This window comes from Radiobacillus kanasensis (assembly GCF_021049245.1).
Taxonomy (GTDB): domain Bacteria; phylum Bacillota; class Bacilli; order Bacillales; family Amphibacillaceae; genus Radiobacillus; species Radiobacillus kanasensis.
In genome coordinates, this window is record NZ_CP088020.1 from 1,631,159 (window position 1) to 1,645,242 (window position 14,084).

At 41.3% G+C, this 14,084-nt stretch carries 11 protein-coding genes; 9 read left to right on the forward strand and 2 right to left on the reverse strand.

Annotated features, from left to right (window positions below):
- Positions 1–16: 16 nt before the first annotated feature.
- From KO561_RS08530 to pyrE, 8 genes are read left to right on the forward strand one after another with little or no spacing between them, the layout of a single operon-like run.
- Positions 17–949 (forward strand): aspartate carbamoyltransferase catalytic subunit, encoded by a 933-nt coding sequence (locus tag KO561_RS08530; protein ID WP_231096683.1) that lies wholly within the window; start codon positions 17–19, stop codon positions 947–949.
- Positions 909–2,207 (forward strand): dihydroorotase, encoded by a 1,299-nt coding sequence (locus KO561_RS08535; protein ID WP_231096684.1) that lies wholly within the window; start codon positions 909–911, stop codon positions 2,205–2,207. Before KO561_RS08530 ends, KO561_RS08535 begins: the two co-directional genes overlap by 41 nt.
- Positions 2,182–3,297 carry a carbamoyl phosphate synthase small subunit gene (locus KO561_RS08540; protein ID WP_231096685.1) on the forward strand — a complete coding sequence of 372 codons (1,116 nt, stop codon included), beginning with the start codon at positions 2,182–2,184 and terminating at the stop codon, positions 3,295–3,297. The genes KO561_RS08535 and KO561_RS08540 overlap by 26 nt, the downstream gene beginning before the upstream one ends.
- Entirely contained in the window at positions 3,276–6,479 is a 3,204-nt protein-coding gene (gene carB, locus KO561_RS08545) for a carbamoyl-phosphate synthase large subunit (protein WP_231096686.1), read from the forward strand. The genes KO561_RS08540 and carB overlap by 22 nt, the downstream gene beginning before the upstream one ends.
- The gene (locus KO561_RS08550; RefSeq protein ID WP_231096687.1) at positions 6,476–7,237 is read left to right on the forward strand and encodes a dihydroorotate dehydrogenase electron transfer subunit; all 762 of its coding nucleotides are present in this window, start codon (positions 6,476–6,478) and stop codon (positions 7,235–7,237) included. Before carB ends, KO561_RS08550 begins: the two co-directional genes overlap by 4 nt.
- Positions 7,234–8,175, forward strand: coding sequence for a dihydroorotate dehydrogenase (locus KO561_RS08555; RefSeq protein WP_231096688.1), 942 nt, complete (start codon positions 7,234–7,236; stop codon positions 8,173–8,175). Before KO561_RS08550 ends, KO561_RS08555 begins: the two co-directional genes overlap by 4 nt.
- Positions 8,147–8,857: an orotidine-5'-phosphate decarboxylase gene (pyrF, locus tag KO561_RS08560; protein ID WP_231096689.1), complete on the forward strand. Its 711-nt coding sequence runs from the start codon at positions 8,147–8,149 to the stop codon at positions 8,855–8,857. The genes KO561_RS08555 and pyrF overlap by 29 nt, the downstream gene beginning before the upstream one ends.
- Complete coding sequence (gene pyrE, locus KO561_RS08565) at positions 8,847–9,476, forward strand: orotate phosphoribosyltransferase (protein ID WP_231096690.1); 630 nt, start codon at positions 8,847–8,849, stop codon at positions 9,474–9,476. Before pyrF ends, pyrE begins: the two co-directional genes overlap by 11 nt.
- A gap of 957 nt (positions 9,477–10,433) precedes the next feature.
- Here the strand turns inward: pyrE and KO561_RS08570 are convergent.
- Positions 10,434–10,874: a cell wall hydrolase gene (locus KO561_RS08570; RefSeq protein ID WP_231096691.1), complete on the reverse strand. Its 441-nt coding sequence runs from the start codon at positions 10,872–10,874 to the stop codon at positions 10,434–10,436.
- 331 nt (positions 10,875–11,205) lie between these two features.
- The gene (locus KO561_RS08575; RefSeq protein ID WP_231096692.1) at positions 11,206–12,933 is read right to left on the reverse strand and encodes an Rqc2 family fibronectin-binding protein; all 1,728 of its coding nucleotides are present in this window, start codon (positions 12,931–12,933) and stop codon (positions 11,206–11,208) included.
- A 210-nt stretch (positions 12,934–13,143) separates the two neighbouring features.
- On the opposite strand from KO561_RS08575, the gene KO561_RS08580 reads away from it, so the two are divergent.
- Entirely contained in the window at positions 13,144–14,022 is an 879-nt protein-coding gene (locus KO561_RS08580) for a YicC/YloC family endoribonuclease (protein WP_231096693.1), read from the forward strand.
- The last annotated feature ends 62 nt before the right edge of the window (positions 14,023–14,084 follow it).

Sequence of the window (14,084 nt, forward strand, 5' to 3'; positions counted from 1 at the left end):
TTGAAGGAGGAGCGACATGAAACATTTTCTTTCCATGAAGGATTTATCGGAACACGAGATTCAACAATTAGTTAAAAGAGCAGAAGAGATGATGGTAGCTAGCAAAAAAAGTACTAGTAAAACCTCAACATTCGTGGCAAATTTATTTTTTGAGCCAAGCACTCGAACGAAAATGAGCTTCACAGTTGCTGAGCACCGATTAGGGCTAGAGCCACTTGATTTTCACCCTGAAGCATCCAGTGTTCAAAAAGGTGAAACGGTTTACGATACGGCAAAAACATTAGAAGCCATCGGGGCATCTTTGCTCGTAATCCGACATCCAGAGGATCATGTTGTTCAAGAAGTGGCCATGAAGATGAACATTCCAGTTATCAACGCTGGAGATGGAACGGGAGAGCACCCAACTCAATCCTTACTTGATTTAGTAACGATTTCGCAAGAGTTCGGTCGATTCAAAGGACTCAAGGTAGCAATTGTCGGAGATGTTAAACATAGTCGTGTTGCGAGATCAAATGCGCATGCCTTATCGACTTTAGGTGCAGAAGTCTATTTTTCTAGTAAACCAGAATGGCAAGATCAAACGCTAGATTATCCGTATTTAGACTTGGATGAGGCAGTTGAATGCTGTGATGTGCTGATGTTGCTTCGAATTCAACATGAAAGACATGAAGAAAAACACTCTGTCGAGGCAACCGAGTATTTAAAGAAGTACGGACTAACCAAAGAAAGAGAAAGAAGAATGAAGCCTAATGCCATCATTATGCATCCAGCTCCTGTCAATAGAGGAGTAGAGATAGATGACAGCTTAATGGAGTGTGAGCGCTCGAGAATTTTTAAACAAATGTCTAACGGTGTTTTTGCCCGGATGGCTGTAATGAGCAAACTACTAGAGGATCGGGGGATTCATAATGAGTATCAAATTAGTGAACGCGAAGTACTACAACCGTAATGAGCTTCAGACAGGAGAAATCTTGATTGCAGACGGAACGATTCAGGCTATTGGGCTTACCGTTCGAGGAGAAGCAGAGCAAGTCATAGATTGTGAAGGCAAAATCCTGGCACCAGGATTCATTGATGTGCATGTACACTTACGTGAACCTGGAGGGGAAGCGAAGGAAACCATTCGTACAGGTACGGAAGCTGCTGCAAGAGGAGGATACACAACGATTTGTCCAATGCCAAATACTCGCCCTGTTCCGGATACATTGGAACATTTGGATGCGCTAATGGAACGCATTCAACAAGATGCAAAAATCCGAGTACTCCCATATGCTTCGATTACAGAAAGACAACTTGGGAAGCAACTAGTAGATATGAAAGGCTTAAAAGAACACGGAGCATTTGCTTTTACCGATGACGGGGTTGGCGTGCAATCAGCAGATCAAATGCTACAAGCTATGAATCTTGCAGCTTCGATTGGAATGCCCGTCGTTGCCCATTGTGAGGAAAACACTTTGATTCACGGTGGGGTAATTCACGAAGGGGAAGCCAGCAAGAAGCTCGCTGTACCAGGAATTCCTTCTGTCTGCGAATCGGTACATATTGCTAGAGATGTTCTTCTAGCAGAAGCGGCTAACTGTCACTATCACGTCTGCCATGTCAGTACGAAGGAATCGGTTCGGGTGATACGAGATGCTAAAAAAGCAGGCATACACGTGACAGCTGAAGTGACCCCTCACCACTTACTATTAACCGAACAGGCGATTACAGAGGACGACGGCAACCTAAAAATGAATCCACCGCTCCGTTCCGAAGAGGACCGTCAAGCCTTACTAGAAGGTTTACTAGATGGAACCATCGACTTCATCGCAACGGATCATGCACCACACACGGCAGAAGAGAAAAGTCATGGTTTGCAAAAAGCGCCATTTGGAATCGTCGGATTGGAGACCGCTTTTTCCTTGCTTTATACACACTTAGTCTTGACTAAAAAGATAACATTGAAGCAGTTAATCGATTGGCTAACAATAAAACCAGCCGAAGTTTTCAACCTTCCATATGGAAGATTGGAACAAAGACAGGTAGCGGACCTCGTCTTACTAGATTTAGAAAAAGAATATACGATTGATAAACATAGCTTTTTTTCAAAAGGAAAAAACACACCGTTTCATGACTGGAACGTGACAGGTGTACCAGTCCTTACGATTTTTGAAGGAAAAATTGTATTTGAGGAGGCTTCACATGAAGAAACGACAGCTCGTGCTTGAGGATGGAACGATATTTATAGGAGAAGCATTTGGAAGTGATAAAGAGGCAATTGGGGAAATTGTGTTTAATACAGGGATGACCGGATATCAAGAGATCCTATCTGATCCATCCTACTGTGCGCAAATCGTTACACTTACTTATCCGTTAATTGGAAACTATGGCATTAATCGTGATGATTTTGAGACCGTCACACCTTCCGTTTTCGGACTTATCGTTAAAGAAGCCTGTGATATTGCTTCAAATTTTCGTGGCGAAGAAAATATAGATGCTTTCTTAAAAGCAAATGATATTCCAGCTATTTCTGGTATTGATACAAGGAAGCTAACGAAGATCATTCGTAAGCACGGTACGATGCGTGGAATATTTACGGATATTGATCGGACTTGGGAGGAAGTAAAGGAGCTTTTTGATACAACCCCCGTTGTCCGCAATCAAGTAGAAACAGTATCTACGGTTAAGCCATATGTTGTGCCGGGTAGAAGCTATCGAGTTGTGCTTGTGGATTTCGGAATGAAGCACGGTATTTTAAGAGAATTAACTAAAAGAAATTGTCATGTTACGGTTGTGCCACATCACTATACGGCGGAGCAAATAGAACGATTAAAGCCAGATGGAGTGGTTCTGTCTAACGGTCCTGGAGATCCTAAAGATGTCCCTGAAGCAATTGAAATGATTCAATCTATTATGAATCGCATCCCGATTTTCGGAATATGTTTAGGCCATCAGCTGTTAGCATTGGCAGGTGGAGCAAATACAACGAAATTAAAATTCGGTCACCGTGGATCCAATCACCCAGTCAAAGATTTACTGTTGAACAAAACGTTTATGACATCGCAAAACCACGGCTACGCCGTTACGAAAGAATCCCTAGAACAGACAGACCTTATGCTTACACAAATCGCGTTAAACGATGAAACAGTCGAAGGAATTCAACACAAAACCTATCCTTCGTTTTCGGTACAATATCATCCAGAAAGCTCACCGGGCCCAGATGATACGAATTATTTGTTTGATCAATTCCTAGACCTTATCGAATCGAATAAGCAGCAAGTGAAGGAGGAAAAAGAATGCCAAAGCGTAATGATATAAACAAAATTCTCGTAATAGGGTCTGGACCTATTGTCATCGGGCAAGCAGCGGAATTTGATTATTCCGGTACGCAAGCTTGTCAAGCTTTAAAAGAAGAAGGCTTTAAGGTAATTCTAGCAAATTCAAATCCAGCTACAATCATGACGGACGACACAATTGCAGATACTGTTTACATGGAACCTCTAACCGTAGATTTTCTAACAAAGATTATTCGTAAGGAACAACCAGACGCTATTCTCCCAACATTGGGTGGCCAAACTGGATTAAACATGGCGGTGCAATTGGAAGAGACAGGTATTCTAGCAGAATATGAGATTGAATTATTAGGTACTTCCCTAGATGCTATTCAACAAGCGGAGGACCGCGAAAAATTCCGTACGTTAATGAGAGAGCTTAACGAACCGGTTCCAGATAGTCAGATCGTAACAACGGTAGAAGGGGCTTTAGAATTTGCTGAAGAAATCGGCTTCCCACTTATCGTTCGACCTGCTTATACTCTTGGAGGAACGGGTGGAGGCATGTGCTACGACGTTCAAGAGTTAAGAGACATTACGAGAAATGGATTAGCCTTGTCGCCTGTGAATCAATGCTTAATTGAGAAAAACATTGCTGGCTTTAAAGAGGTTGAATACGAAGTTATGCGTGATAAAAATGATCAAGCCATCGTTGTTTGTAACATGGAAAACATAGACCCTGTCGGAATTCATACAGGAGATTCGATGGTTGTTGCACCATCGCAAACATTAAGTGATCGTGAGTATCAAATGCTACGAAATGCTTCTCTGAAAATTATTCGTGCCTTGAAAATTGAAGGGGGATGCAACGTACAGCTTGCATTAGACGCGAATAGCTTCCAGTACTATATCATTGAAGTAAATCCACGGGTCAGTCGTTCCTCTGCGCTCGCTTCAAAAGCGACGGGTTATCCGATTGCGAAAATGGCAGCCAAAATAGCAGTAGGACTAACGTTGGATGAAATCATCAACCCCATCACAGGAAAAACATATGCATGTTTTGAGCCTGCCTTAGATTATGTGGTAACAAAGCTACCGCGTTTCCCCTTTGATAAATTTACAACGGGAAATCGTACACTTGGCACACAAATGAAAGCAACAGGAGAAATTATGTCTATTGGACGTAATTTCGAAGAATCGTTTCTAAAAGGAGTTCGTTCGTTAGATATTGGTGCCGAAGATCTTTTCTTACCTTATTTATCAAGCGTACCAAATGAAGAACTAGAAGACCGTATGAAAAAACCAGATGATGAACGACTATTTATTTTAGCAGAAGCGTTACGAAGAGATTTTTCCGTTGAAGACATCTTTCAATTAACCAAAATTGATCGGTTCTTCCTCCACAAGTTAAATAAAATTGTTCGTTTTGAGGAAGAGATGCAGGCCAATCATGGGGATGTACGCTTGTTAAGAGAAGCAAAACGAATGGGCTTTTCCGATACGCAAGTGGCAAGACTCTGGGAAACAAATTTAGATGATGTGTATCAGGTAAGAATTGATCACAGCATCGTGCCAGTTTATAAAATGGTAGATACATGTGCAGCGGAATTCGAATCGGAAACACCTTATTTCTATAGTAGTTATGAAGAGGAAAGTGAATCCCTTTCCTCTGACCGCAAAAAAGTATTAGTAATTGGTTCTGGTCCCATTCGAATCGGGCAAGGAATCGAGTTTGATTATGCAACGGTTCATTCTGTGTTGGCATTAAAGGAAGCAGGCTATGAAGCAATCATCATGAATAGCAATCCGGAAACGGTTTCTACGGACTTTAGTGTCTCCGATAAGCTATATTTCGAGCCACTTACATTGGAAGATGTCATGCATGTTATTAACTTAGAAAAACCAGAAGGGGTTATTGTACAGTTCGGTGGACAGACCGCAATCAATTTAGCGGAAGGATTAGAGCGAAGAGGAGTCAAGATTCTAGGTACATCCTTGGAGGCCATTGATACAGCAGAAGACCGAGACAAGTTTGAAAGATTACTAGACGAATTAGCCATACCACAGCCGAAAGGAAAAAGTGTTCGTCAATTGGAGCAAGCCCTTCAAGCTGCGGAAGAAATCGGCTATCCGGTGCTTGTTCGTCCTTCTTATGTCATTGGTGGTAGCCAAATGGAGATTATTTATAGCGAAGAAGAACTACACGCTTATTTGAAAAAATCGAACAAAATAAAACACTCCCATCCTGTGTTGATTGATAAGTATTTAACGGGAATTGAAGTAGAAGTTGATGCGGTCAGTGATGGAGAGGTCACGATTATTCCTGGGATTATGGAGCATATCGAACGAGCTGGTGTGCACTCTGGGGATTCGATTGCGGTATATCCAACACAAAGAATCTCATCTGTAGCGAAGCAAAAGCTTGTAGATGCAACGTTAAGCATAGCGAAACGTCTTCAAGTCAAAGGACTAATTAACATACAATTCGTCGTAAAAAGTGATGACGTCTTTGTCTTGGAAGTAAATCCAAGAGCAAGTCGGACTATCCCGTTTTTAAGTAAAATTACTGGTGTAACGATGGCAAACTTGGCGACACGCTGCATTATTGGCGAGTCTTTAGGCAGTATGGGATATGAAGATGGATTACTTCCAGAAAAAGAACATGTTTCGGTTAAGGTTCCTGTCTTTTCTTTCGAAAAACTCCGTAGTGTTGATGCGGTTTTAGGGCCTGAGATGAAATCTACAGGGGAAGCAATTGGACATGATATGACGCTAGAAAAAGCATTGTACAAAGGATTATTAGCTTCTGGTCTATCGATTCCACATGGAGGCTCCGTCCTTCTAACGGTGGCAGATAAAGATAAAGGAGAAATACTAAGCATTGCTGAGCGATTCTATCAACTCGGATTCACCGTTTATGCAACTGAAGGTACCGGAACTTTTGTTAGAGAACACGGTGTGCCTGTCCATATCGTCGACAAGATTGGTTCAGACCAGGAGAATGTACTTTCTATTATTGAGAATGGGAACGTTCAATTCGTCATTAACACGATTACATCTGGCCAACAAGCACGTTCTGATGGATTTAGAATACGTCGGGAAGCGGTCGAGCATGGTATTGCTTGTTTAACTAGTCTTGACACAGCCGAAGCCATATTGAATGTGATTGATTCAACGACCTTCCAAGCAAGACCAGTTGCGGAAAGAAAGGCTGTTGTAACCTCATGATCAATCAAATGATGACGGTTGTACAAAAAAGAATCATTGCAAAGGATACAGTGGAGATGGTGTTACAAGGAGGTGCCATCTCCTTTGTTGAACCAGGTCAATTTGTCCACATCCGAATTGGTTCGGGGTTCAGCCATATGCTGAGAAGGCCCATTTCGATTGCAGATGTCGACCATATTCAAGAGACGATTACGATTATTTTTAAAATAATTGGAGCAGGAACAGAAGAGCTACAAAATGTGTCTACCGGTACCCAATTAGATACGCTTTTAGCCTGTGGTACTAGTTACCCGGTCCAAGATTTAGAGTTGAAACACGCCCTTCTAATTGGGGGTGGAATAGGCGTGCCACCCATGTATTACTTAGCAAAAGTCTTAAGGGAAAAGGGGGTACAAGTCACTTCAGTCTTGGGTTTTCAAACGAAGGAATATGTATTTTATGAAGAGAATTTTAAGGCTTTAGGAAACTGCCATATCGTAACCGATGATGGAAGCTATGGATGGAAAGGGAATGTGAATGACGTAATTGACGCACAATCTATCCCTTTTGATTATTATTTTTCGTGTGGTCCATTGGGGATGCTGCGAGCGGTTTCCAACAAATTAGAAGGACAATCAGGCTTTATTTCCATTGAAGAAAGAATGGGCTGTGGAATCGGGGCATGCTATGCCTGTGTTGTTCCTACTAGGGATGGAAGTGGATTTCGAAAAATCTGTAAAGACGGTCCCGTATTTCCGGCAGGCGAGGTGTTACTATGAGCTTTTTAACGACTACAATAGCAGGTCTGCAATTAAATAATCCGGTTATGCCGGCATCTGGTTGCTTCGGTTTCGGTAAAGAGTACGGCCAGCACTATGATTTAAATCTTTTAGGAGCAATCATCATAAAGGCAGCAACCAAAGAAGCTAGGTATGGAAACCAAACCCCTCGTGTAGCAGAAACGGCTTCTGGAATGTTAAACGCAATTGGACTACAAAATCCAGGTGTAGATGCCATTATTAATGAGGAATTACCTTACTTACGAAACTATGAAACTCCTGTCATCGCCAATGTTGCTGGTAGTACGGTGGAAGAATACGTGTACGTAGCCAAAAGATTAGCAGATTCTAAATCGGTTCAAGCATTAGAATTAAATATTTCATGTCCAAATGTAAAAGAAGGCGGAGTACAATTTGGGACAGATCCTGTCTTAGCAGCAGAAGTTACGTCTAAAGTAAAAGAAGTAAGTGGGGACGTGCCGTTATTCGTCAAGCTTTCCCCGAATGTCAGCAATATTGCACAGCTAGCAAAGTCTGTTGAAGTGGCAGGGGCCGATGGGCTTTCCATGATTAATACCTTAACTGGGATGACGATTCATCTCCCTAGTAAAAAACCACTTCTCGCAAATAAAACGGGTGGACTTTCTGGGCCAGCTATTAAACCGATTGCGATACGGATGATTTATGAGGTTCGTCAAGAAGTTTCCATTCCGATCATCGGGATGGGTGGCATTACGTCCGCAGAGGATGTTCTCGAATTTTTATTAGCAGGAGCTAATGCAGTAGCCGTCGGAACGGCTAACTTTTTGGACCCGTTTATCTGTCCGAAAATTATAGAAGCATTACCAAACGTGTTACAGCGCTATGGATATGAATCAGCCGAACAAGCAGTAGGGAAGGGGCATGAACATGGACACCACTATATTTCTCGCACTTGATTTTCCAACATGGAAAGAAACAGAGCAGTTTTTGCAGGAGCATGATCTAAAAGGGGTTCCTGTAAAGGTTGGCATGGAGTTATTTTATCGTGAAGGACCTTCGATTATCGAGAAGCTAAAAAAGGATGATCATGCTATTTTTCTAGATTTAAAGCTGTATGACATTCCGACAACCGTACAGCGAGCGATGCGAAACCTAGCAGGCTTAGGAATTGATTTAGTCAATGTGCACGCCCTCGGGGGAACCGAGATGATGAAAGCTGCAAAAGAAGGCTTAGTACAAGGAGCACAATCCGACCAAACTCCAATGCTTATTGGTGTTACGGTACTTACTTCCATGAAGCAACAGACACTACAACAGGAACTAAATGTTTCCTTTTCCGTAGATGAAGCTGTGGCACATTTTGCTCAAATGACGAGGGATGCAGGGGCAGATGGAGTTGTCTGTTCCGCTCTAGAGGTTCCGAAGATTAAAAAGATCTGCGGATCTAATTTTGTAACGGTTACCCCTGGAATACGTCTTGTAGAGAGTAGTCATGACGACCAAGACCGTGTTGCAACACCAAAAATGGCTACAGAAAATGGTTCGGACTATCTCGTTATCGGTCGAAGTATAACGAGAGCTAGCAACCCAAAAGCAGCCTATCAACGCGCAGTGAAGGAGTGTTTTCATGTCCATTAAAGGGAAAGTAGCGAGAGATTTATTTGATATAGGTGCGATCCAAATCCGGCCAAATGATCCATTTACCTGGACTTCTGGTATCCAGTCTCCGATTTATTGTGATAACCGGATGACCATGTCTTATCCAGAAGTTAGAGACCGGATCGCAGATGCATTTGTAGAAATGATAGAGCAACTAGATGAAAAACCAGATGTTATTGCGGGTTGTGCGACCGCAGGCATCCCGCATGCTGCATGGGTTGCTCAAAAAATGGGTCTTCCCATGATTTACGTTCGTTCTAGCCCAAAGAAACATGGAAAGGGCAATCAAATCGAAGGTAGTTTAAAGCCAGGACATAAAGTGCTTGTTATCGAAGATTTAATTTCAACTGGAGGTTCCTCGATAGATGCAGCATTGGCTGTACAAAATGAAGGAGGATCCATCGTTGGTGTATTCGCTATTTTCACATATGGCCTAGAAAAAGCGAAGCATGCTTTTGCAAGGGAAAACATGATGATGCAGACGATTACGAACTATGATCAGCTTATGCAGGAATTGGTGAAAGAAGGTCCCTTAAGTAAAGAAGAGAAGGACAAAATGATAGTATGGAGAGATGACTTAGGAAAAATCAGCCAATAACCCTACGATGTCTCCAACTTAAGACGTATGACAACAAGAAATGGTCCATGATATAACTATAGTAGTTAGAAAAAAGCAAAAACTTGCTACAAAAAGCGCAGTTGGCATTCCTAAGTAGGGCTAAACATCGACCTCCCTTAAATCGTGTCTCGTACTAAATGCCCTGCGTTTTTTGTTTGTTTTCGGGAATTCAGCTCGAATTATGCGCTTTCCCGGGCAATATACTCAGTGTGGGGTCTTTGATCAAAGAAGAGTTAAAAAAAGAAGCTGGGACAGAACTATAATCTCCCAATCTAAAGACGAACGATTACACGATAAGAAGTGTAGAACGTTACTTTTCAATGGTTGGGTTTTCATTCACAGTTGATATAAAATGCGATGTAACGATCTTTGGATAATTACTAAAAAGTCAAGTTTAGCCTAAATGCCACGCTTCGGCAGAATACTTCGCTTTCCGCGGGCACGGCCTCAGCTTCCTCGGAAGAACACTACTTCCAGCGGGATCTTCGGCTCGCGCTGTTCCCGCTGGAGTCTACGTATTCTGCCTACGCTTGTAGGTATTTTCTAATATAGTGGGTTATTAACACCTATAAAATAAGTAGACCAAGAGACACCTCTGACTTGAAAAGAACTCCGTACTAAGCTGCGGAAAAATGCGAGACTCCTGTGGGAAAGGAACAGTTGAAGACCCCACAGTGAGCGTTCTTTGCGAGCGAGGAGGCTGAGGCGTTCCCCACGGAAAGCGAGTATTTTTCCGCAGCGCCGCATTAGCAGTCAACTTGATAAAGTATATACGAGTCCTTATTTCGTTACGTCGGAGTATATATAAAATTCGCAACAATATTTAACAAAGCCTCTAAATAGAAAAATCCGAACTGATTCGAACTCTATGAATAAATTTCGAATCATAGTTCGGATTTTATTAGAATTAAAACACTTTTGTCCCAACCTCTTTTTTTACCATTTATAAGCACCTGCGCATGTATTCGCTTTTGGTTCATAATAGCAATGTTGTTTATATTGTCCTGCAAAAGGTTGATCGTACCATGTAGGTGGACATGCAGCATACGGATTAAAGTACCAGAGAGCATAAATAGAAGGCTGTTGTCTCCAATAGTCTAGGGTTTGTTTCGCTAGCTTTTTTTCTACCTCTCTTGCTCTTTGATAAAAAACATTTCCTTTTTGAACCGCTTCAAAAGAGTAATTACCCCCTTGTACTTGGTAAATTACATCCCGTATTGACCTTAAATCCAGGAAATCTCCACAATTAGCCTTTAGACGGTTTACAATCACATTACCAACCATAAGCATCCCTAGTCGCCCTTCACCCTCGGCTTCCGCCCTCATCATCCTTGCCATTAAAGCAACGTCACTGTCTGTATATTTTACTCTTGGCACTTTTATCACCTCTACAAGAATTGTATGATTTAAGCACACAAAAATGTAGGTTTTGTGAAATTTTTATCTGATTGGATCAATAATTTATCAAAAACGGTTTTGTAGACTGTTTTAGTTCCTGACTGTATAGTTCCAAGTAGATGATTCTTCAGACACATAAATCCCCCAAAGTTAACAAGTTTTGTTCTTTCAACCTGTCTACCTAGGGGGAGCATATCAATATCATGCGTATTTCCCTGGTCTTTCAATTATTACTTCCTTTAAAAGTGATTCCCAATTTCGTGCATTTCTCAACATTTTCGAAACCACTGAAGGAATCGATCGCTTTTTCTTAATCTGGCTTATTTTGTTGGTTTTGACGCAATGCTTGCACGATGGATTCCTCTGGTGTCACGAAAAGCGTTTTCTGATTGTCGTAGGTCACAAAGCCCGGTTTCGCCCCATTTGGTTTCTTAACATGACGGATCCGTGTGTAATCAACGGGAACGGAAGAAGAGTTCTTCGATTTACTAAAGCTAGCTGCTAAATGAGCAGCTTCCGTTAACGTTTCCTCACTAGGATTGGAGTCTCGTATAACGACATGGGAACCAGGAATATCCTTCGTGTGTAACCAAATATCGTCTCGAGCTGCTACTCGATTCGTTAGATATTCGTTTTGCTTGTTGTTTTTCCCAACTAAAATTTGCGTACCATCTGATGCTAGGAATACTTCTGGATCCGGTTTAGCAGGCTTATTAGATTTCTTCTTATGATGACTTTTCGTTCTTAGATAGCCTTGCTCTCGCAACTCTTCACGAATTTCTTCAATATCCTGCTCACGTGCTCCTTCAATTTGTTGTAATAAATCTTCTAAATATTGATTTTCTTCTCTTGCTTTTTCTATTTCTTGCACAACCATTTGCTTCGATTTTTTTAGCTTTTGATACGTGCGAAAATAAGTTTGGGCGTTTTCGCTCGGTGTTTTGTTCGGATTTAATTCAATATCAATCTCTTTTTGCTCAGGATCGTAATAGTCCACAACGGTTGCTTTTTTATCACCTGCTTTAATAAGGTGCATATTCGCTGTTAATAGTTCACCAATCCGCTGAAATTGATCCGCTTTTTCTGCTTTGTCTAATGTTTGGTGATGCTTTTTTATTTTGCGGTTGTTCTTATCCAATTCATTCTTTAAAAAGCGGTAAAGGTCACCAGCTTGTTGTTTCACACGATCACGTTCTGCTTTTCCAGAGTAATAGTGATCTAACATCTCACTAACAGACGCAAAGGTCTCTTTCTTATCCGAAAGATGAGGTAAATCTAGGACATGAAAATCTTCTTTTTTACCGTCATAAATCGTAGGTGAATAAGTACCATCTGTAATGGTTTCCTGTAGCTCTGCAAATGCTTTTTGATAAGCATCCTTGGCACTCAGGTAGGCTTTTTGTGTGAGTTCTTTGGCGATAAGGGGAGAAATCCCCATAAAATGTTGGACAATTTGTTGGTCTAGCTTTCCTGCATTAAAATCGAGTACTCGAACAAAAGCTTCAGGTTCTAAAGCAAAAGGGTTCTGCTTCCCTTGATCAGGTGGGAGGACATACATTTGTCCAGGCATAATCGTTCGAACTCGATTCACGGCTGGTGGAATATGCTTAATACTATCCAGTATGTGGCCTTTTTCCTTATCCACTAAGAGAATATTACTATGCTTGCCCATCACTTCTATAACGAGAATTTTGTTTGTTTCGTCTCCAATCTCATTTTTTCCCTTGAAATGAAATTCTACAATTCTTTCGTTTTCATATTGCGATACTTGCTCGACAAAATGCCCGAGGAGGTGCTTCCTCAGTAACATACAAAACATCGGAGGCTCTTTCGGGTTTTGATAGCTGTCCTTTGTTAAATGAAACCGAGCATAACTCGGATGAGCGGATAATAGTAAATGATGATTTTGACCTTGACTCCGAATAACAAAAATCAATTCAGTTTCGGTCGGTTGATATATTTTCATCACTCTTCCAGTTGCTAAAGTGTGATTTAATTCCTGTGAAATAGCGCGTGTTACAATTCCATCAAATGCCATGTCAGTTCACCTCGTCCCGTCATTATAGCATGTTTTCGGTCGAGATGAATACATCTAGAGACCGACTTATATACGAGATGAAAATCCATTCGTGCCTAACTATTATGATAGGAATTAGCCCAGTTATTTGTTATGATGGTAAAGAGAGTGTCCCTTACTAGATTTTTCTAGCAAAGGGCATGAGGAGTATGAGTAATGGGTGTGGTATAGATGGTACAAAGTATGACGGGATATGGTCGTGATGAGCAATGGATCAACGATACAAAGGTGTCGGTGGAGATTCGCAGTGTGAATCACCGCTTTTTAGACATATCTAATAAAATGCCAAAGTCATTTTTAGTCATGGAAGATAAAATAAAAAAAACGATTCAGTCCTTTTTCCATCGCGGAAGAGTGGACCTGTTTATTACAATAGAAGGAACAGGGTTCATTAGACGTGATTTAAACGTAGACTGGGAATTGTTAGATCAATACATACAAAAATCTAATGAAATGAAAAAGAAATATGAGCTTCATGGAGATATTTCATTAGATCGTTTAACCTCCTTGGAGGGTGCATTTGAAATTGTCGAACTAGAGCAAGGGCAAGATGTCCTTTTCGATGCCGTTTTACTAGCGGTCTCCAACGCTTGTAAGCAAGTGAAGAATATGAGAGAGATAGAAGGGCAAGAATTGAAAGAAGACATGAAGGAGCGTGTGATCACGATTCAAGATACGGTTCAAAAGCTAACGGACCGGAGACATGTCGTAATAGAGGAACATCGCTCTCGTATTCAGAAACGATTAGAGGAATATATTACAGATGACATAGCGGATGACTCTCGAATTGTACAAGAGGTCGCATTGCTTGCTGAAAAGGGAGACATTACGGAAGAGTTGACGAGACTTGCTAGCCATTGCTCTCAATTCTTCGATACGCTAGAACAAAAAGATACTATCGGACGGAAATTGGACTTTATTTTACAGGAAATGCACAGGGAGACGAATACGATTGGCTCCAAATCGACGGATGTTCAGATTAGTCAATGGGTAGTACTATTAAAGAGTGAAATAGAAAAGATAAAAGAGCAAGTACAAAATGTGGAATAATGATTGAGTTTTCATACTCGATTTCCTTATACTAGAAGAGGATGTTCGTAAAGACAAGCGAT

What these genes read in the sequence shown, in the direction of transcription:
- KO561_RS08530 (WP_231096683.1), top strand. Translation starts at nt 17, where the DNA reads ATGAAACATTTTCTTTCCATGAAGGATTTATCGGAACACGAGATTCAA.
- KO561_RS08535 (WP_231096684.1), top strand. Translation starts at nt 909, where the DNA reads ATGAGTATCAAATTAGTGAACGCGAAGTACTACAACCGTAATGAGCTT.
- KO561_RS08540 (WP_231096685.1), top strand. Translation starts at nt 2,182, where the DNA reads ATGAAGAAACGACAGCTCGTGCTTGAGGATGGAACGATATTTATAGGA.
- carB (WP_231096686.1), top strand. Translation starts at nt 3,276, where the DNA reads ATGCCAAAGCGTAATGATATAAACAAAATTCTCGTAATAGGGTCTGGA.
- KO561_RS08550 (WP_231096687.1), top strand. Translation starts at nt 6,476, where the DNA reads ATGATCAATCAAATGATGACGGTTGTACAAAAAAGAATCATTGCAAAG.
- KO561_RS08555 (WP_231096688.1), top strand. Translation starts at nt 7,234, where the DNA reads ATGAGCTTTTTAACGACTACAATAGCAGGTCTGCAATTAAATAATCCG.
- pyrF (WP_231096689.1), top strand. Translation starts at nt 8,147, where the DNA reads ATGGACACCACTATATTTCTCGCACTTGATTTTCCAACATGGAAAGAA.
- pyrE (WP_231096690.1), top strand. Translation starts at nt 8,847, where the DNA reads ATGTCCATTAAAGGGAAAGTAGCGAGAGATTTATTTGATATAGGTGCG.
- KO561_RS08575 (WP_231096692.1), bottom strand. Translation starts at nt 12,933, where the DNA reads ATGGCATTTGATGGAATTGTAACACGCGCTATTTCACAGGAATTAAAT.
- KO561_RS08580 (WP_231096693.1), top strand. Translation starts at nt 13,144, where the DNA reads ATGGTACAAAGTATGACGGGATATGGTCGTGATGAGCAATGGATCAAC.